This is a genomic window from Brevundimonas diminuta 3F5N (assembly GCF_900163625.1).
Taxonomy (GTDB): Bacteria; Pseudomonadota; Alphaproteobacteria; order Caulobacterales; family Caulobacteraceae; genus Brevundimonas; species Brevundimonas diminuta_A.
In genome coordinates, this window is sequence record NZ_FUIE01000044.1 from 14,924 (window position 1) to 33,716 (window position 18,793).

Sequence of the window (18,793 nt, forward strand, 5' to 3'; positions counted from 1 at the left end):
GGTTTAGCCGGGCGAGACCGATGCGTCACCCCGGCACGGTCCAGCTTTGCCCTGGATCAAACGCATCATCCTTCTCCCCTTGAGGGAGAAGGTGGCTTGCGGAGCAAGACGGATGAGGGGTGTTAGCGCCGCCCTTCAACGTGTCGGCGCACTGCGTCGAACACGAAGTTCGGGTTGTGCAGTATCGCGGAGTTGTCGAAGCGCAGCACCGTATAGCCAGCCTCGGCCAACCAGGCGTCACGGTCGGCGTCCCGTGCTTCGGTCAGGCGATGGATCCCGCCGTCGACTTCGACGACCAGCTTGAGGGCGTGGCAGGCGAAGTCTGCGACATAGGGACCGATCGGAACCTGCCTGCGGAATTTGAATCCATGCAGCCGCCGCTCTTTCAGGAGCCCCCAGAGCGCGGCTTCAGCCTCAGTCGGCGCGCTGCGTGACCGGCGAGCGAATGTGCGGCTTCTGTCGGAGGGCTTCTCCATAGCGCAAAGCTTAACCAGATCAGGACGCGCTGACACCCCTCATCCGACCTGCTTCGCAGGCCACCTTCTCCCTCAAGGGGAGAAGGGGTTAAAAGCCCTGCGCGCGCGCCAGACGCTCGGCGTGGAAATGGGCGTCGCCGAGCAGTTCGTTCAGGACGCGGACGCGCTTCATGAACAGGCCGACGTCGAACTCGTCCGTCATGCCGACGCCGCCGTGCATCTGGACCGCCTCCTGCACCGCCAGTTCGGCGACGCGACCAGCCTTGGCCTTGGCGATACCCGCGGCCTGCTCGGCGTCGGGGCGGCCCGCGTCGATGGCCTGAAGCGCGGCCAGCGTCGCCGCCTTAGCCAGCTCCAACTCGGTGAACAGGTGGGCGGCGCGGTGCTGCAGGGCCTGAAACTCGCCGATCAGTCGGCCGAATTGCTTGCGGGTTTTCAGATAGTCGAGCGTCACCCTGAACGCCTGATCCCCCGCTCCGACCAGCGACGAAGCAGCGCAGGCGCGGCCTAGCGTCAGGGCGGCGTCCAGCGGTCCCTGCCCCTCACCCACGACGCCGATGACGGCGTCGGCGTCGACCTGAACGCCCGCCAAGGTCACACGGGCGGCGTTGTGGGCGTCGACCATGACGGTGCGCTCGACCGAGACGCCCGGCGTCGCCGGATCGATCAGGAACAGGGTCAGGCCGTCGTCGGTTTGCGCCGCGACGATCAGCGCGTCGGCGACATGGCCGTCCAGCACGAAGCCCTTGGCGCCGTCCAGTTTGAAACCATTACCGGAGCGTTCGGCGTGCGCAGCGATCTTTGCGGGCGCGTGTTTGGGCCCTTCGTCGACGGCGAGGCTGAGGATGGCCTCGCCCGCCGCGATCCGGCCCAGCCAAGCCTTCTGCGTCTGCGACCCCGCCGCCTTCAGCACCGTCGCCGCCAGCACGGACGAGCCCATGAAGGGCGACGGCGTCAGGGTACGGCCTAGACTCTCGGCGATGACGCCCGCCTCGACGGCGCCGAGGCCCGAGCCGCCGTCTTCCTCGGGGATGACGACGCCGGAAAAGCCCATCTCGCCGAACGCCCGCCACAGGTCGCGTGAGACGCCGTCAGGGTCGCGGCTGTCGCGCAACTGGCGCAGATGGGCGATGGGCGCGCGTTCGTTCAGGAAGCCGTCGGCGGCGTCCTGAAGCATGATCTGCTCTTCGGTCAAGATCAGGGGCATGGACTCAGGCTCCCGGCAGTTGCAGCAGGTGTTTGGCGATGATGTTCAGCTGGACTTCGCTGGTGCCGCCTTCGATGGAGTTGGCCTTGGTGCGCAGCCAGTCGCGGGCGGCCTGACCGTCTTTCGAGCGCTCGCCCTCCCATTCCAGCGCGTCCGATCCGCCCGCCGCCATGGCCAGTTCGTGGCGGCGCTTGTTCAGTTCCGAGCCGTAGTATTTCAGCATGGAGGCGATGGCCGGATGGGCCTGTTTCGCCTTCATCTGATCGCCCGCCCGCTCCATCGCCAGACGGAAGGCGGCGGCGTCGATGTCGTAGTCGGCGATGCGGGCGCGCAATAGCGGCTCGTCCAATCGTCCAGCTTCATCCAGTCCCAGATTATCGGCCGCGACCTGCCCCAGAGGACGGCCGACGCCGGTGTCGCCCATGGCGCCGATCATGGTCCGCTCATGCGCCAGCAGGGCCTTGGCCACGTCCCAGCCCCGGTTCAGCACGCCCACCAGGTTCTCTTTTTCTACCCGCACGTCGTCGAAGAAGGTCTCGCAGAAGGGCGACTTGCCGCTGATCAAGGTGATGGGCCGCGTCGTCACGCCCGGCGTCGCCATGTCGAACAGCACGAAGCTGATGCCCAGATGCTTGGGCGCCTCGGGGTCGGTGCGGACCAGACAGAAGATCCAGTCGGCCTTGTCGGCGTAGGAGGTCCAGATCTTCTGGCCGTTGACGATCCAGTGGTCGCCCTGGTCCGCCGCGCGGGTCTGGATCGAGGCGAGGTTGGAACCGGCGCCCGGCTCAGAGTACCCCTGACACCAACGGATTTCGCCGCGCACGATGGGCGGCAGGAAGCGCTGCTTCTGTTCTTCCGTGCCGAAGGCCAGCAGGGCCGGGCCCAGCATCCAGACGCCGAAGCTGTAGAGCGCAGAATGCGCCTTGATGCGGCGCAGCTCGGCGGCCAGCACCTTGGCCTCTTCGCGGCTCAGCCCGCCGCCGCCGTATTCGCGCGGCCATTCCGGCGCGGTCCAGCCGCGTTCGGCCATGCGGTCCAGCCAGACCTTATGCGCAGGGGTCGGAAAGACGGCGTTGCGCCCGCCCCACACCATGTCCGCCTCAAGCGGCGGCGCGCCGCGACACTCAGGCGGGCAGTTCGCCTCCAGCCAGGCGCGCGTCTCGGCGCGGAACGTCTCCAGATCGGCCATGGCCGCCCTCCCTCGCGTTCTTGCTAGGGAAGGACGCTAGCCGGTCCTTTTTAAAAACGGAACCTACTTCTTGCTGGGCAGGAAGGGCGAGAAGGTGATGACGGTGAAGGTGTCGCGGATGTGCGGACGCGTCTGCACCTGCTTCGTCACGAAGGTCCCAATGTCGGCGTCCTTGGGCAATTGGAACTTGGCCAGCAGGTCGTGCTGGCCCGAAGTCGAATAGACCTCGCTCACATTCTCGACATTGTCGACCAGATCGGCCGCAACATCGTTGGCGTAGCCCAACTCGCATTTGATGAAGACGAAAATGGCGGTCATCATGGCCTTCAAGCCTCCCGTTCAAGCGGAGGTCTCTAGCGGATGGAGACGACATGGGTAAGGCTTTGTCGCCCGAGGCGACGCAGATGGAACGGGCCGCGGCCTATGAGGCGGCCTATAACAACCGCGCCCGCGTGCCGGGCCACCCCGCCATTCTGGATCGCTGGCGCAAGGAATCGCTGCGGGTGATCGACGCCCGCCGTCCCGAGACGATCGAATACGGCCCGTCCGAACGACAGAAGATGGAATGGTTCGACGCCGGCCCCGGCGCGCCGGTCGCCGTCTTCATGCACGGCGGCTATTGGCAGGCGCTGGACCGGGGCTGGTTCGCCTGGGTGGCGCCCGCCCTGCTGGAGCATGGGATCAGCGTCGTCGTGCCGGGCTATGACCTCGCCCCCGGCGTCGCGGTCGGCAAGATCATCGGCCAGATGCGCCAGGCGACCGAGGCCGTGCGCGCCCGCACCGGCAAGCGCCCACTGGTGTTCGGCCATTCGGTCGGGGGGCATATGGCCGCGGGGATGCTGTCCGAAGGTCGAGCGCGGGCGGCGCTGGCGATCTCGGGCGTGTTCGATCTGGAGCCGCTGATCCACACCTCGCTGAACGAGGCTCTGGGCCTGGATGCGCCGGTCGCGCGCGCCCTGTCGCCGATCCACTGGCCCGCGCCGAACGGGGCGACGCCCGGCGGCACCGCCCTAGACTGCTGGGTGGGCGGAAACGAAAGCAATGAGTTCGTCCGTCAGAGTCGCGAAATGGCCGCCGCCTGGGGGGGCAAGGGCGCCGACACCCATGTCGAGATCGTAGAGGGCGCCGACCACTTCACCATACTGGACCCGTTGGCCGATCCCGACAGCGCCATGGTGAAGCGACTGGTGGAGCTGGCGACCGCCGAATAGCGACGCTTACCAGGATTGATCCCGACCGCCCTTGACGCCAAGGGCGGCGACCGTCGATCTGCGGGCGTCAGGCTTGCGAAGGAGACCCCATGCGCCACGACCGCCTCAGCGTGCTCACCGCCCTTGAAACCCAGGGCGTGGTGCCGGTCTTCTATCACCCCGACGTCGAGGTCTGCGCCGAGGTGATCCGGGCCTGCGCCCGCGGCGGCGCCAAGGCGATCGAGTTCACCAATCGCGGCGATTTCGCCTGGGAGACCTTCACCGCCCTGTCGAAGCAGTTCGCGCGCACCGACCCCGACATCATCATGGGCGTCGGCTCGATCCTGGATGCGCCGACGGCGGCCCTCTACCTGGCGTCGGGCGCGCGTTTCGTCATCAGCCCCTGCCTGGTCCCCGAAGTCGCCAAGGTCTGCAACCGTCGCCAGACAGCCTATTCGCCCGGCTGCGGCTCGGTTCGCGACATCTCCGAGGCGCAGGAGCTGGGCTGCGAGATCGTCAAACTGTTCCCCGGCGCCTCGGTGGGCGGGCCGGACTTCGTCAAGGCCGTGCTGGGGCCGATGCCCTGGACCAAAATCATGCCGACCGGCGGCGTCGACCCGGACGAGGCCTCCATCGCCAAATGGTTCGGCTCGGGCATCGTGGCGGCGGGCATGGGGTCGAAGCTGATCACCGACGCGGCGATCCAGGCGAAGGACTGGGCCGGGATCGAGACCAAGGTGCGCCGGACGGTCGAGGCGATCGCGGCGTTCAGAAAGAAGGGCTGAGCCTCTCCCTCCCCTTCTGGGGAGGGTGGTCGCGCAGCGACCGGGTGGGGAGGGCTTGGTGATTTGGAACGCGACCTGGCTGGCCTCAGCGCTGGATTTGCCTTGCCGCCCCCACCCGGCTTCGCCTTTCAGGCTCAGCCCCCCTCCCCGGGACGGGGAGGGAGAATGTCGCACTCAACCGCACAAAAAAGACCCCGCCGTTTCAAGCGGGGCCCCTTCATATTCAAGCGCCAAAGCCAATCAGGCGGCGACGTCGCCCTTGGCGGCCAGCTTGGCCTGGTGGGCGGCCATGCCGGCGGCGATCAGTTCAGCGGCTTCGCCAGCGTCGCCCCAACCGTTGACCGTGACCGACTTGCCCTTCTCCAGATCCTTGTAGCGGGTGAAGAAGTGCTCGATCTGCTCGATCAGGATGGCGGGCAGCTGACGGTAGCTGGAGACCTCGGTGTAGTAAGGGTTCAGCTTGTCGACCGGCACCGCCAGGATCTTCTCGTCGCCGCCGGCCTCGTCGACCATCTTCAGCACGCCGATCGGGCGCGAGCGGATGACGCAGCCCGGCACCACCGGCGTCGGATTCAGCACGATGACGTCGCAGGGGTCGCCGTCGTCCGACAGCGTGTGCGGCACGAAGCCGTAGTTGCCCGGATAGTACATGGCGGTGTGCAGGAAGCGGTCGACGAACAGGGCGCCCGATTCCTTGTCCATCTCATACTTCACCGGCAGGCCGCCTTGCGGGATCTCGATGATGACGTTGATGTCCCACGGCGCGTTGGGGCCGACCGGGATGGCGTCGATGTTCATGATGCGCTCTTGTTGCAGGTGCGAACGGGGAGATTTGACGCGCGTGATAAGCTTTGCGCGCCTTTACGGCAAGCGTCGCGGCGATCAAGCTTGCCTTGCGCGGTCCGACGTGGCGTCAATCAGGCATGAGTCTGTTCGATTGGATCGCCCTGTTCATCTTTGTCGTCGCCTGGCTGGGCTACGGCCCGCTGATCCGCCTTGTGGCGCGACGCAGCGGCTCCCTCAACATGGACATGCTGTCGGTGCGCGACGCCTGGATGCGCGCCATGACCCATCGCGAGATGCGACTGATCGACAGCCAGCTGATGGGCCATTCGATCAACTCCGCCTCCTTCTTCGCCTCGACCAACCTGCTGCTGATCGCCGCCGTGGCCGGCGTACTGTTCGGGGGCGAGGCGGCCATGCGCGGCTTCGCCGCCGTCGGCGCCGAGCCTGTCGCCCCGCGCCTGATGGAGGCCAAGCTGGCCGTGGTGCTGCTATGCTTGGCGCGCGGCTTCCTCGACTTCATCTGGGCGCTGCGTCAGCTGAACTACACCGTCGCCCTGATCGGCGCCGCGCCGGAAATCCATGAAGAGGCCGACCGCGTCGCCTATGGCCGCGCCGTGGCCCGCGTGCTGAACCCCGCCCTCACCAGCTTCAACCAGGGCGTTCGCGGTTATTATTTCGCCCTGGCGGCCGCCGCCTGGCTGTTCGGGCCGCTGTGGCTGATGCTCGGAGCGGTGTCGGTGTTCGCCCTTCTGGCCTGGCGCCAGCTGGCCTCGCCCGCCGCCAGCGCGATCCGGCAGGCCCGCCGCCTGCTGGAACGGGGCTGATTATCTCGCATCTGCGAAATCGGCCAAACGCGTCCACGTTTCAGGATCATGGGATTGAGCGCCAAACTCCGTAACATCCCGTGATTGTATAAGATTGAATCCAGGCTTGTGTTTTTGTGCGCTGCAAACTAGCTTGGTTTTCGACGCTTTCGAGCGTCTTGCCCTTCCTGGGCGTTTCCTCCCTATAGACTTTCCAAAGCCGCGCCGTTTGGCGCGGCTCTTTTTTTGCCTCGATCGCCGCCCTCAGGCGCGCTGGTCGGCGCAAAGCTCGGCGATCACCCGACGCAGGGCCGAGCGGCAGCGCTTCCAGCCCGGCGACGGCGCCCAGGCCGCCTCATCCCAGTACAATCCGCGGCTCAGCTCCACCTGAACCGCCTGAAAGCCCTCATCCGGCCGCCCCCAGGTCTGGGTCGCATAACCGCCCGCATAAGGCCGGTTCAGCCCGACCGTCAGCCCCTGCGCCTCGAACAGCCGCCGCAGCCGTCGCATCAGCAAGGCCTCGCAACTCGTCCCGTGCCGGTCCCCCAGCACCACGTCCACGACCCCGTTCGTCGCCCGCGCAGGCATGGAGTGCCAGTCAATCAGCACCGCCCGCCCGAACCGCGTCCGCGTCGCTTGCATCATCCCCGCCAGCGCCGCGTGATAGGGGGCGTGCACCCGCGCCACCCGCGCTTCCGCCTCGGCCCGCGTCAACCGACGCCCATAAAGCGGTGTCCCATCCCCCGCCAGCCGCGCCACCACGCCATAGCCGGCCTGAGCCTTGGCGCTGGCGCGCGGCGCGACCGCATCGACGATCAGGGCCGGATCCCACTCGTCCGGCGCCCGGTTCAGATCGACATAGGCCCGACCGACGCGCGCCGCGATCAGGCTCGCCCCCTCCCCGGGCCCGCAGTCGATCAACTGATCCACCGCCGCGTCTTCGGCGCTGCGGACCGCCCGCGCCGAAGCCGTCGTCCCCATGTCCTCAGGGTAGAGATCGCCCGAATGCGGCGAGGCGAACACCAGAGGCGTCGCCCGCCCGGCGTCCGCCGGAACGATCCAGAAGGGCGGCTGAGGCGCATCCATGCCTTCGCCATACCCTGCTTCGCAGCGGAAGGGCGCCCCGATGCCGCCGCGCCCCCGTTCGTCTTCATCGCCGGTTTACTCCGCAGGGCCTAGGCTGGCCGCCAATTCCCCAACGGTTTCGATACGATCATGGCGCGCATTCTTCTGGCCGAAGACGACAACTCTCTTCGCGGCTTCCTGACCCGCGCCCTGGAACGGGCCGAGCATGAGGTCGTGGCCTGCGAAAACGGCGACGACGCCATCGACGCCCTGGACCAAGGGCCCTACGACCTGCTGCTGACCGACATCGTCATGCCGGGCGCCGACGGCATCGAGGTCGCCCGCGTCGCCGCCGCCCGCCAGCCGGGCCTGCGCATCATGTTCATCACCGGCTTCGCCGCCGTGGCCCTCAGCGCCGCCCAGGCCTCGCCCCAGGCCAAGGTCCTGTCCAAACCCGTCCACCTGCGCGACCTAGTGAACGAGGTCGAACGCATGATCGCGGCCTAACCAAAAGAAAAGTCGAAGAAAGGCGTCAAAGCCCCTTGCAGCCCCCGCAAACTGCGGGTTATAGACGCCGCCTTCCCGCCCACCGACACACCAGTCGGACGGGCCGCAGAACAGGCGGACGCGTAGCTCAGCGGGAGAGCACTACGTTGACATCGTAGGGGTCACAGGTTCAATCCCTGTCGCGTCCACCATTCTTTTCAAGCAGTTAGGGCTTTCCCCGCTGCTTAGCCCCCCAGAAATCCTCGCAATAACTTCTGAAGACGGGGGAAGGACTCGTTGAAAGCCTGTCGGCGACGGCAGTGCGCAGACGTTCTTGTGCTCGCTTAGTCGTCACTCCAGGGCGTCGACCGTCAGCCCCAGGTGACGCGCCGCGAAGACCAGACGGTCGGCGGCGCTCTTGGCGGTCTTGGATCGACTGTTGCCTGCGCCGTGGCCGGAATCCTTGTCGACCGTCAACAGAACCGGTCGTGCAGGATCGGCCAGCGCCTGCAGGCGGGCGGCGTATTTGAAGCTGTGCATCGGCGCGACGCGGTCATCCGTGTCTCCCGTGCCGATCAGCAAGGCTGGATAACGTCGCCCCCGCACGGCGGCATGGTAGGGCGAGTAACCGTGCAGGATGGGGAACAGGGCGGCGTCCTGAGGATCGCCGTATTCGCGAACCCACAACCGGCCGTTCGTGAACTGGGTGAAGCGCAGCATGTCCAGAACGCCCACGGTCGGCATGGCCGCCGCATAGAGGTCCGGGCGGCGGGCGACGGCGCCCCCGACCAGCAGACCGCCGTTGCTGTAGCCGAAGGCCGCAAGCCGTTCGGGCCGCGTATAGCCGGACGCGATCAGGTGAACCGCGCAGTCGTTGAAGGCGTCGAACACCGCCGGCTTGTTCGCCAGCATCCCGGCCCTGTGAGAGACCTCGCCATAGACGCCGTCGCCAGGAAGGGCGGCGATGGCGAACACCCCGCCCATATCCATCCACGTCACCTGCTCCGGCCTGAAGTCAGGCGGATAGGAGGCGCCGAAACCGCCGTAACCGTACAGGATGGTCGGGGCGTCGCCGCGCCGCGCCAGGCCCTTGCGGGACGCGATGAACAGGGGAACGCGGTTGCCGTCGCGCGCCGTCACGACCACGCGTTCAACCTGATAGGCGGAGGGATCGATCGGGCCTTGCGGCTTGTCGACGACCACGGAGCGTCGGCGCGCGACATCGTACCGATAGGTGGTCAGCGGCTGAGCGAAGCCGGAATACTGATAATAGATCTGGCCAGGCTGCGCCGCGCGCGACAGCCCCTGGACCACGCCGAAGCCCGGCAGCGAGATGGCGCGCTCACGACCATTGCGCAACGAACGACTGACGAGGGTGTCGCTGCCGTCCGTCAGATACTTCAGAATGAGGGCGTCGCCGGCCAACAGCGCGCCTCGCAGCGGGAACCCCCGCTCGGGCACGACCTCCTTGTTTTCTCCAGGATGCTCGGCGTCCACGGAAACCAGGCGCCAATTGGCGGCGCCCACGCTGGTCAGCACATAAAGCGTCGCGCCTCGCGAGCCGATGAAATAGTTGCCCGCGAGCGGCTCGGCGGGGCCGAGGTCGATCGGCATGAAGTCCGAACCGGCCTGGCTCAAATCCTTGTAAAGAAGGGTGAGCCCGCCGCCTGCATAGCCGGTGTTGATGAGCAGGTAGCGGCCATCGGCGGACAGTTGGCCGATGAACATATAGTCCGGGTTGGCCTTGTCCTCGTAGATCAGGACGTCAGCGTCCTGAGGCTCGCCGAGCCGGTGGAAATAGAGCTGCTGCCCGCTGTTGCCCGACAGGAACATCGCATCAGGCTGGGGGAAGCGCGCGTAGTAGAAGCCCGAACCGTCTGCGGCCCAAAAGGCGTTGGAGTATTTGTTCCAGTGAATGGCGTCAGCCAGAGTCTGACCGCTGTTGCGATCCAGCACGCGCCAGACGCGCCAGTCGGAACCGGCGTCCTGCCGGGCATAGGCGACATAGCGGCCGTCAGGCGACACCGCATAGCCCGCCAGCGCCGCCGTACCGGCGGCGGACCATTGCGCGGGGTCCAGCAACCTGCGCGCCTCGCCCGTCTCGCCATGGCGCACCCATAGGGAGGATTGTTCCTCGCCTCTGGCGCGACGCATGAAGAACTGGGCCTCTCCGGCCGTGGCGATCGGGCCGATGGTTTCAATGTCGAACAGGGCGTCCAGGCGGGCGCGGATTTGCTCGCGCCCGTCCAGGCCCTCCAGATAGGCGTCGGAGACGGCGTTCTGCGCCGTGGTCCAGGCCTGCACCCGCTCGGACGTGCGGATGTCCGCTTCCAGCCAGCGATAGGGGTCCTCGACCGCGACCTCGCCATAGAGGTCGATCACAGGCTCCATGGGCGTCGGCGGATAGAGGCCCCACGCCGGCTCCGGCCGGGCCGCCGCAACGGCCGGACAAAGCAGGCCCGCCCCCGTCGCGACGCCCAGAAACAAGGCGCGGCGCCGGTTGAGCATGCTGATGTCCGACATGAGCTTTCCGCTCCTAGGACTGGGGCGGAGCGACGACGCCTTGCGCCGCTTCAGGAGGCTTGCCGCCACGAGCGATATAGGCCCGCATATGCTCTTCCAGCGTGGTCAGGGGCACGGACCCCAGGGCCAGGATTTCATCGTGGAAGGGGCGAGGGTCGAAGTTCTCGCCCAGAGCGGCTTCGGCTTCGGTGCGCAGACGGCGGATGGTCAGTTCGCCCAGCTTGTAGGACAGGGCCTGGCCCGGCCAGCTGATGTAGCGATCGACCTCGGTCTCGACCTCGTGGCGCGACAGGGCCGTATGACCCGCCAGATAGTCAATGGCCTGTTCGCGCGACCAACCCTTGAGATGAACCCCCGTGTCGATCACCAGACGCGCGGCGCGCCACATCTCATAGCTGAGGCGGCCGAAGTTCTCATAGGGCGTGCGATAAATGCCCATCTCGACGCCCAGCCATTCGGTGTAGAGTCCCCAGCCCTCGCCATAGCCCGAGAAATAGGTGTGGCGACGGAAGGCGGGCCCATCGGCCTGCTCCTCAGCCAGGGCCATCTGGAAGCTATGGCCCGGCGCGCACTCATGCAAGGTCAGGGCCGGGATATTGTACAGCGGCCGGCTGGGCAGGTCGTAGGTGTTCATCTGGCAGGATTCCAACCCGCCGCGCCCCGCCGTGTAGAAGGGCGCCAGCGCATCAGGCACCGGAATGATGGTGAAGCGGCGGCGCGGCAGGGCGCCGATCAGCTTGCCAATCTGGCCGTCGGCGCGCTTGGCCACCCAGGCCGAGACCATCATCAGTTCGTCCGGCGTCTTGGCGTAGAATTGCGGGTCCGTGCGCAGGAAGTGCAGGAATTCGTCGAACGACCCCTGGAAGCCTGCGTCCGCCATCGTCTGGCGCATCTCGGCCTGGATGCGGGCGACCTCGGACAAACCAATCTGGTGGATCTCTTCGCCGCTCAACTCCAGCGTCGTGTATTTGCGCACCTGGGCTTCGTAGTAGGCGGCGCCGTCGGGCATGTCGCGGGCCGCCAGTCCGGTGCGGGCGCGGGGCTGATACTCATCCAGATAGAAGGCCAGCAGGACCTTATAGGCCGGGATCACCGCCTCATTGACGGCCGCCGCCGCCTCGGCACGCAGGCGGGTCTGCTCTTCAGCCGGAATGGTCGCCGGCATCTGGCGGAAGGCCGCATAGAAGGCGTTGGCTTCAGCCGTGTCGGTGATGAAGTTGGTGATGGAGGCTTCGCGCCCCTCCAGCGTCACGCGCGGCACGCTGAACCCGCGCGCCAGACCGTCGCGCATGTTGGACAGGTGCTGGTCGAAGTAGCGCGGCGTGTCGCGCATCCGCGAGATATAGGCGCGATACTCCTCGGCCGTGCGCAGGGCGCCGGGCTGGTCCAGATAGGTCCAGAATGAGCTGTCGCTGTTGAACGGCATCTCCCATTGACGGAACTGGCCGTCGACCAGGGCGTGCTCCAGATTGGTGCGGAAGACGGCGGCGTTGATGCGATCCTCGGCCGACAAATCGTCCAGCGGAATGGCGTCCAGCTGGCGCAGCAGCCCCCGAACATAGGTCAGGCGCTCCTGTTGCGAAGCGGGATCGACGTTCTCATGGCGAACAGCCGGGCTGTACTCGCCGTCCGCCCGCTTGACGATGCCGTAGCGGGCCATGCCGGCGTCGGTTTCCGCCTCATAAAGAGCCTTCAGGCGCGTCCCCGCCTCCTGCATCCGGGCCGCAGGCGGCGAAACGTCGGCTGCAAGGGCCGGGGCGGCGCCGACCAGGATGGACGAGACGGCGCACGCCGTCAGGAGCAAAGTTCTCATGGCGGGGTCCCTGTGCTTTCCCTGAAAGACATCAGGCGGCTCCGGTAAGCCGACGCCGCCTGATTGAAGAGCAGTCGAAGAGGCGTTCGCCTCTTCGTGGTTTGAGCTCGGCCTATCGACGCAGGGTCACGCCGATATAGAAGGTGCGCCCGATCACGTCATAGGTGCCGGCCTGATAGCCGTACTCGAAGTTGGCGCCGCCAGCCTCCGCGCCCGGAATACGCGGCGGGGCCTCATCGAAGGCGTTGCGCAGACCGCCATAAAGCGAGACGCGCTCGTTCACCTCATAAGAGGCCGACAGGTCGCTGTAGAAGACGTGGTCGGTTTCCGTCACGTCGTACAGGTCGGGCGTGACATGGCTGCCGGGTCGCATCGGGCTGAAGTGGCGCAGGGTCCAGTTGGCCGTCCACGGTCCGGCGTTCCAGGTGGTGCGGATGGCGCCCTTCCATTCGGGCGCGCCGAACAGGCCCACCGTCTCGTCGATGGTCGAAGCGTCGCTGGCGTCCAGGATGAAGCTGCGCTCCAGCAGCTTGGTGTAGACGGCGTTGATCGAAATCGAACCGGCTTCCTCGCCCATGCCGACCGAGCTCAGATCGAAGCGGTAGTTGGCCTCGAAATCGATGCCGCGAGTCTTGAACATCGACATGTTCAGCTCCTGCACGTTCACGGCGACCAGATTGTTGGTCGTCGGATCGCGCTCGACCAGGCCGCAGAACATGTTGTTCATGGACTGCAGGTCCACGCACTTGTTCAGAATGGCCTGCGCGCCGAACGAACCGATGGCGTCTTCCAGTTCAATGTCGAAATAGTCGACCGTCAGCGAGAAGTTCGGAATCCAGCGCGGCTGGATCACGACCCCGGCGGTATAGGTCTGGGCCGTTTCGACGCCCAGGCCCTCATTGCCCGACTGAATCACATCCAGCCACTGCCAGTAGGTGTTCACATTCTGCGGCTTGATCGCCGCGCAGTTGGCGGCCGTGAAATCGGTCCGGTCCACGCGGTTGACGACGTCATGGTAGTTGCAGGGGTCGGCCAGCCATGCGCCGCCCACCTGTCCGGCCGTGAACAGCTCGCTGATGTTGGGCGCGCGCACCGATTGACCATAGGTGCCGCGGAAACGGATGTCGCTGACCGGGGTCTAGTTCAGCGAGGCCTTGTACGCCGTGGTTTCACCGGCGGTGCTGTAGTCCGACTGACGCACGGCGCCTTCGAACGACAGATCCTCGATGCCGGTGACGTTGCTGATCAGGGGCACGCGCACTTCGGCGAACACCTCGGCGACGTCATAATCCCCCACCAGAGACGTGGCGGTCGTGCCGATGCTCTCATCGAATTTCGGGCTCAGCGGGTCGTATTCCGGGGTCGCGCCGATGTCGTTGCTTTCGGTGCGATACTCGGCCCCGAACACCACCTGAACCGGACCAGCCGGCAAGTCGAAGGCGGACCCGGTCACATAAGCCGACACGACTTCCTGCTTCAGGGTCTGAACCGAGGGGCTGGTGTCGTACTGGATGAAGTCGATGACGTCCTGCGTCAGCGGCTTGAACGGGTTCAGCGGCACGCAGCCGTTGGACGGATCGGCGCAGACAACCGAGCCGTTGGGGCCGGCGACCGCATTCAGCGCCTGGATATAACGGCCGTTGGCGGTGGCGTTCCGGGTGCGCACTTCCTGGCGCGTGCGGCCGTTCGAATAGTGCGCGACCCATTCCCAGTCGTTGCGGCCCAGCAGGCTGAACCTACCCTCGGCGCCGACGGTCAGCTGGTACATGTTGCGGTCGTATTCGGTTTCCTGGCGGCCCAGTTCCGAGAAGCGCCGCGCAAAGCCGATGCCCGTCGCCACGCCGCCATTGGCCGCGATCATTTCCGACGTGATGAACGGATTGCTGGCCGAGAGAACGTCCGTACCATAGGCCGAATAGGCGCGATAAAGGCCCTTGGAGTCGGTCTGGGCGTAGGTCAGGTCGCCGAACAGCTTGATGTTCTCGGTGATCTGATAGTTGCTCGAAACGGCGACCGAATATCGCTCGCTCGGCACCGCCAACGCCCAATCGTCATAGCGTCCGCCGAACTCGCCCCCATCGGTACGGAAGCTGATCAGAGAAGGATTGCCCGTGGTGGCGCCCAGCAGACCGCTGGGGCCATACACGGGACGACGCAGGCTGCCGTCCGGGTTGAACGTATAGAGGTTGCCCGGCCCGCCCAGCTGAACGACGGCGCTGTCGAGATCGTACACTTGGCGGTTGCCGTCGGTCAGCGTGTACTTGCCGTCTTCGCCTCGAATATAGAAAGGCGCGCCGCCCGCGGTCCAAGGCCGGTCCTGGCCGAAGACAGCGTCGTTGTGCTGGTTGTAGCTGCCGAACAGGGTGACGTTGCCCCGGTTGTCGTGGAAATTCCGACCCACCAGAACGCTGGCGTCGTAGCCCTGCAGGTCGCCGCGCGTCGAACCGGAATAGGTGCCGGTGAACTCCAGCCCTTCATAGTCCTGCTTCAGGATGAAGTTGGCCACGCCGGCCACGGCGTCCGCGCCGTACAGCGCCGAGGCGCCGCCAGTGATCACGTCGACCCGCTCGACCAGGGCCGAAGGAATGGCGCTGATATCGACGGCCGAGGAACCCGGCATGGCGGGCACGCGACGACGGCCGTTGACCAGAACCAGCGTACGCTCGGTGCCGAGGCCGCGCAGATCCAGCGCGTTCAGGCCCGCGTTGCCCTGCTGGTTCGAGGTCTGGTTGTTCTGCGAGACGAACAGGCTCGGAATCTCGTTCACGAGGTCGGCGATTTCGCTAACGCCCGACCGGCGGATCGTTTCGGCGTTGATGATGGTGGTCGGGGTCGGCGTCTGGACGCCGCTGCGTCGAATGCGGCTGCCGGTGACGACGATCTCTTCAACAGCCGTCGCCGCATTGTCGTCCTGCGTGGCCTCAATCTGAGCCGCCGCCGGGAAGGCCGCCATGCCAAGCGCCGCCGCTGCAGCGCCGACATATAGTTTTGATGCGAATTTCATTGGCGCCCACCCCTCACAAAAGCATCACATTCTTGCCTCACATCCTTAAAGGCCGCAATAAATTTGGAGCTTCAAAAATTTTGATATGCACGCGCTTTTCATGAAATTCTTCGGAACGCGCGATCATCATCGTGTCGAAGGTTTGTTTGGATTGCGGCGACCCTGACCCGCTGTCACTGTGCTCAGGCGCACGGAACGAAGGCGGCGACCGCTGCATTCGGCGCAAGGCTGGCTCGCCGCCGTATCTGGCGAGAAAGCGCTTCGACCATGTGACCACGAACGGGCGTTGCAGAATAAAGAATGACGACTCATCGCGACAAGAGCAGCGCGTTTCTGAAGTTCGAGACGCGATCCCAGACACGGAAGCTGCCGATCGGGGATCGCATCAAGGCACGTCGCAAGGCTCTGGGGTTGACGCTTCAGGAGCTGGCGACCCGCAGCGGCCTGTCCGCTCCGTTCATTTCACAGGCCGAACGCAACCTCACCACACCGTCGGTCTGGTCCCTGATGAGTCTGGCCAAGGGACTGGAGGTGGAGGTGTCCCACTTCATGGAATGGCCCCAGACCAACCAGATCGTGTTCCGCGCCTCGGCGCCCAAGACCGTCGATATCGATTCCGTCGTGGGATACGTCGACCTTTCGTCCGAACTGCCGGACCGCAAGATGGATGCGGTTCTGGTTCGTATTCCGCCGGGATTCGCCTTTCCGCCGGACTCCCACAACGGCGAGATTTTCCGATACGTCATCAAGGGAACCCTGACCGCAGTCGCCGGCGACGTTGAAGCGCGGCTCGGTCCTGGCGACGGGATGCATTTCGACGGACGCGTCATCCATTTCGTCCGCAATGATTCCGACGAAGAAGTCCTGCTGCTCTACGTCGGCACCCCGGCCTTCCTGAGAGAAGACTCAGCCCCTTGAGGCCGCCGCACGCAAAACTCTGAGGCGCAACGTCACAGGGGCGCATCCGTCTCGACAAAGACGCTGGTTGGACCTTGCACCGACCCCAGGGTCCGGTCCCAAGATCGCCTCATGTCGAACAGCTTTTCATCTCCGACGAGGCCGCGCTGGCTGGGGCCAGGCGAGCTGGCGCGCCAGGTCAACACGTCGATCAAGGCGTTGCGGGTCTATGAGAAGGCGGGCCTGCTGACGCCTGACCGGCGCGAAGGCGGGTGGCGTCTGTATGGGCCCCAGCACGTCGCGCGCCTGCATCAGGTCTTGGCGCTCAAGGCGCTGGGCCTGTCGCTCAAACAGATCAAAGACGCGCTTGATCAGGACGACATGGCGATCGGTCGGATCATGGAGCTTCAGGCCCAGCATCTGGCGACGACCATACGCGCCGCACGGGATCGGCTGAAACGGGTTCAGCGGGCGCGGGACCAACTGGCGAGCGAGGGGCAGGTGTCGGATGCTCTGTTGCTGGAGTTGGCGCGCGACCTAGCGCCCGCGCCGGCCCTGGAATTGGCTGACGTGCGGGCCGCCATCCAGACGGCGACGCTGGACGGGAGCGAGCAGGCTGCGGTCGACGCCGTCATCGATGGACGCGGGGCCGACCCTGCCACTGAGGCAAGCATCCGCGACCTTCTGGCGGAAGCGGTCATCGCCGCAGCGGAAGGCGAGCCGGGATCTCGTCGAGCCCAGGCGCTGGCCGAACGTTGGCTCGGCCTGGCCGAGGCGCTCGACCTGCCTGCCGCAAATACTGACCAGGCTGACGCCCTTCGCCGTGTCGCCGCTCGCATGATGGCCGATCCGGCCCTGAAAGACGCCCTGACATTCCTGCGCGACGCCGTTGAGCGACGGAACGCGCCCTCACAGAAGGCCTGACCCTTGCGCACAAAGTCCCTGCTTCTCGCCGTCCTGATGTTCGGCGCGGCGTCGTCCGCCCTTGCCGACGATACGACTGTCTATACCGGCGTCACCATCCTTGACCCTCTGACGCAGCGTCGCCTGCCGGGTCATTACCTCGTCGTGCGCGGCGAACGCATCGAAGCGATGGGCGAAGGTCGCGCGCCCGAGCGTTACGCCAAGGCTGCTCACACGGACATGAGCGGTCGTTTCGCCATGCCGGGCCTTTTCGACACCCACGCTCACATCACCTTGGGTCCGGTGACGCCACAGGTCGATGCGGAGGGCGAAGTCAGTCTGGTGGTGGCCGGGAACGACGCCATCACCCGTCATGACGCCCTGATGCTGCTGGCGGCCGGGGTGACGACGATCCGGGATACGGGCGGGGATACGGCGCGCATGATCGCCTATCGCCAAGCCGTCGCCGAGGAACGACTGACGGGGCCCGAAGCACGGATTGCAGGCGCGGTGATCGACCGCTCCGCCTTCCCGGTGGTCGGCCTGGTCGATCGTGTCGACGCAGCGCATGGCGTGGCCGGCCGGGTGAAGGCGCAGGCCGCGGCCGGCGTGAACTACGTCAAGCTGTACGAAGCCCTGACTCCTGAGGACCTGGCGGCGGGGATCGCCGCCGCTCGCGCCGCCGACGTGCCCGTCATCGCCCACCTGGGCGATGTGAGCTGGACCGAAGCTGTGCGGCTGGGGGTGAATTCCCTGGTCCACGCCATGCCGATTTCACCGGACCTGCTGCCGCCGGACAGGCGCGCCGACTATCTGGCCGAGCGGCGGCCCGGCGCCTTTGCCTTCTTCGAATGGTATGAACAGGCCGATCTCGACAGTCCCGAAATCCAGGCCATGATCCGCGCGCTGGCGGACCAGGGCGTTTCAGTGGATGCGACGTTGATCGCCTTCAGCCTCGCCTTCAATGGTGATGACCTCGCCTATCGCGAGAAGGACGTGGATTGGGCCCACCCCAGCATGGCGGAGAACTGGCGCACGGCCTTCCGCTTCGATCTGGGTTGGGAGCCGGAAGACTACGCCCGCGCGAAAGCGATCTGGCCCAAGGTGCAGCGCTTCGTTCGCATGTTGCACGAAGCGGGCGTGCCTCTGACCCTCGGCACCGACATGAACAACCCCTTCGTAGCGCCGGGCGTCAGTCTCGCTCGCGAGGCGGAGCTGCACGTTGAAGCCGGCATTCCGGCCTGGGACGTCCTGGCGATAGCGACCAGCAACGCGGCGCGCTCGCTGAAGATGGACGATCGCACAGGACGCATCGCCGTCGGCATGGAAGCCGACATCCTGTTCCTGGAGGCCGATCCGTCGCTCGACATCCGTGCTCTGGCGCGCGTCGCGGCCGTGGTGGAGAACGGCCGCCTGCATCGCCCCGAAGAACTGAAACGTGCGGCGGCGCAATGACCCGGCCGACTGTTCGGATTGAGGTGATGGCGACCCCGGGAGGACTCCAACCTCCGACCTCGGCTTTAGGAAAGCCTTGCTCTATGCAGCTGAGCTACGGGGCCACGGCGTCACTGCCTAAAGGAGGTTGCGGCGTCAGGGAAGCCCCTGCGGTTTCCCTTCGCGTCACCAGCCGCATGCGGCGGTCCCGCCTTGTGGTTAAGAGCCGTTA

At 66.0% G+C, this 18,793-nt stretch carries 17 protein-coding genes and 2 tRNA genes; 8 read left to right on the forward strand and 11 right to left on the reverse strand.

All coding sequences use genetic code 11. From position 1 onward, the window contains the following. Positions 1–122: 122 nt before the first annotated feature. From FM111_RS08190 to FM111_RS08205, 4 genes are all read right to left on the reverse strand, one after another. Entirely contained in the window at positions 123–476 is a 354-nt protein-coding gene (locus tag FM111_RS08190) for an endonuclease domain-containing protein (RefSeq protein ID WP_087140477.1), read from the reverse strand. An 88-nt stretch (positions 477–564) separates the two neighbouring features. Further along, on the reverse strand, positions 565–1,683 hold the full coding sequence (locus FM111_RS08195; protein WP_087140478.1) for an acyl-CoA dehydrogenase family protein: 1,119 nt from the start codon (positions 1,681–1,683) through the stop codon (positions 565–567). A gap of 4 nt (positions 1,684–1,687) precedes the next feature. Beyond that, entirely contained in the window at positions 1,688–2,872 is a 1,185-nt protein-coding gene (locus FM111_RS08200; protein WP_087140479.1) for an acyl-CoA dehydrogenase family protein, read from the reverse strand. Positions 2,873–2,935: 63 nt separating this feature from the next. Further along, positions 2,936–3,193: an Lrp/AsnC ligand binding domain-containing protein gene (locus tag FM111_RS08205; RefSeq protein ID WP_040347054.1), complete on the reverse strand. Its 258-nt coding sequence runs from the start codon at positions 3,191–3,193 to the stop codon at positions 2,936–2,938. 50 nt (positions 3,194–3,243) lie between these two features. Between FM111_RS08205 and FM111_RS08210 the strand changes: the two genes are divergently transcribed. Both FM111_RS08210 and FM111_RS08215 read left to right on the forward strand, forming a co-directional pair. Then, positions 3,244–4,083 carry an alpha/beta hydrolase gene (locus FM111_RS08210; protein WP_087140480.1) on the forward strand — a complete coding sequence of 280 codons (840 nt, stop codon included), beginning with the start codon at positions 3,244–3,246 and terminating at the stop codon, positions 4,081–4,083. A gap of 89 nt (positions 4,084–4,172) precedes the next feature. Further along, positions 4,173–4,847 (forward strand): bifunctional 4-hydroxy-2-oxoglutarate aldolase/2-dehydro-3-deoxy-phosphogluconate aldolase, encoded by a 675-nt coding sequence (locus tag FM111_RS08215; RefSeq protein ID WP_087140481.1) that lies wholly within the window; start codon positions 4,173–4,175, stop codon positions 4,845–4,847. A 240-nt stretch (positions 4,848–5,087) separates the two neighbouring features. Here FM111_RS08215 and ppa read toward each other — a convergent pair whose 3' ends face one another. Further along, the gene (gene ppa, locus FM111_RS08220; protein ID WP_087140482.1) at positions 5,088–5,645 is read right to left on the reverse strand and encodes an inorganic diphosphatase; all 558 of its coding nucleotides are present in this window, start codon (positions 5,643–5,645) and stop codon (positions 5,088–5,090) included. A 125-nt stretch (positions 5,646–5,770) separates the two neighbouring features. On the opposite strand from ppa, the gene FM111_RS08225 reads away from it, so the two are divergent. After that, on the forward strand, positions 5,771–6,457 hold the full coding sequence (locus FM111_RS08225) for a DUF599 domain-containing protein (RefSeq protein ID WP_087140483.1): 687 nt from the start codon (positions 5,771–5,773) through the stop codon (positions 6,455–6,457). 243 nt (positions 6,458–6,700) lie between these two features. On the opposite strand, the gene FM111_RS08230 is transcribed toward FM111_RS08225, so the two are convergent. Continuing rightward, positions 6,701–7,522, reverse strand: a complete 822-nt coding sequence (locus FM111_RS08230; RefSeq protein WP_087140484.1) for an N-formylglutamate amidohydrolase — start codon at positions 7,520–7,522, stop codon at positions 6,701–6,703. 129 nt (positions 7,523–7,651) lie between these two features. Here FM111_RS08230 and cpdR point away from each other — a divergent pair, with 129 nt between their 5' ends. Both cpdR and FM111_RS08240 read left to right on the forward strand, forming a co-directional pair. Next, positions 7,652–8,008 (forward strand): cell cycle two-component system response regulator CpdR, encoded by a 357-nt coding sequence (cpdR, locus tag FM111_RS08235; RefSeq protein ID WP_087140485.1) that lies wholly within the window; start codon positions 7,652–7,654, stop codon positions 8,006–8,008. 116 nt (positions 8,009–8,124) lie between these two features. Next, positions 8,125–8,199: transfer RNA gene (locus tag FM111_RS08240), tRNA-Val, on the forward strand. Positions 8,200–8,338: 139 nt separating this feature from the next. Here the strand turns inward: FM111_RS08240 and FM111_RS08245 are convergent. From FM111_RS08245 to FM111_RS08260, 4 genes are all read right to left on the reverse strand, one after another. Beyond that, complete coding sequence (locus FM111_RS08245) at positions 8,339–10,510, reverse strand: prolyl oligopeptidase family serine peptidase (protein ID WP_087140486.1); 2,172 nt, start codon at positions 10,508–10,510, stop codon at positions 8,339–8,341. Between the two features lie 13 nt (positions 10,511–10,523). Next, positions 10,524–12,323 carry a DUF885 domain-containing protein gene (locus FM111_RS08250; protein WP_087140487.1) on the reverse strand — a complete coding sequence of 600 codons (1,800 nt, stop codon included), beginning with the start codon at positions 12,321–12,323 and terminating at the stop codon, positions 10,524–10,526. 112 nt (positions 12,324–12,435) lie between these two features. Then, the gene (locus FM111_RS08255) at positions 12,436–13,446 is read right to left on the reverse strand and encodes a TonB-dependent receptor (protein WP_087140488.1); all 1,011 of its coding nucleotides are present in this window, start codon (positions 13,444–13,446) and stop codon (positions 12,436–12,438) included. A gap of 15 nt (positions 13,447–13,461) precedes the next feature. Then, positions 13,462–15,327 (reverse strand): TonB-dependent receptor plug domain-containing protein, encoded by a 1,866-nt coding sequence (locus FM111_RS08260; RefSeq protein WP_087140489.1) that lies wholly within the window; start codon positions 15,325–15,327, stop codon positions 13,462–13,464. Positions 15,328–15,627: 300 nt separating this feature from the next. Between FM111_RS08260 and FM111_RS08265 the strand changes: the two genes are divergently transcribed. The 3 genes from FM111_RS08265 to FM111_RS08275 all read left to right on the forward strand — a co-directional run bounded on the left by FM111_RS08265 (position 15,628) and on the right by FM111_RS08275 (position 18,582). Then, the gene (locus FM111_RS08265; protein WP_087140490.1) at positions 15,628–16,245 is read left to right on the forward strand and encodes a helix-turn-helix domain-containing protein; all 618 of its coding nucleotides are present in this window, start codon (positions 15,628–15,630) and stop codon (positions 16,243–16,245) included. Between the two features lie 111 nt (positions 16,246–16,356). Continuing rightward, the gene (locus FM111_RS08270) at positions 16,357–17,148 is read left to right on the forward strand and encodes a MerR family transcriptional regulator (protein WP_087140491.1); all 792 of its coding nucleotides are present in this window, start codon (positions 16,357–16,359) and stop codon (positions 17,146–17,148) included. A gap of 3 nt (positions 17,149–17,151) precedes the next feature. Further along, complete coding sequence (locus FM111_RS08275; protein ID WP_087140492.1) at positions 17,152–18,582, forward strand: amidohydrolase family protein; 1,431 nt, start codon at positions 17,152–17,154, stop codon at positions 18,580–18,582. A 27-nt stretch (positions 18,583–18,609) separates the two neighbouring features. Here the strand turns inward: FM111_RS08275 and FM111_RS08280 are convergent. Further along, a tRNA-Arg gene (locus FM111_RS08280) sits at positions 18,610–18,686 on the reverse strand. Positions 18,687–18,793 lie beyond the last annotated feature (107 nt).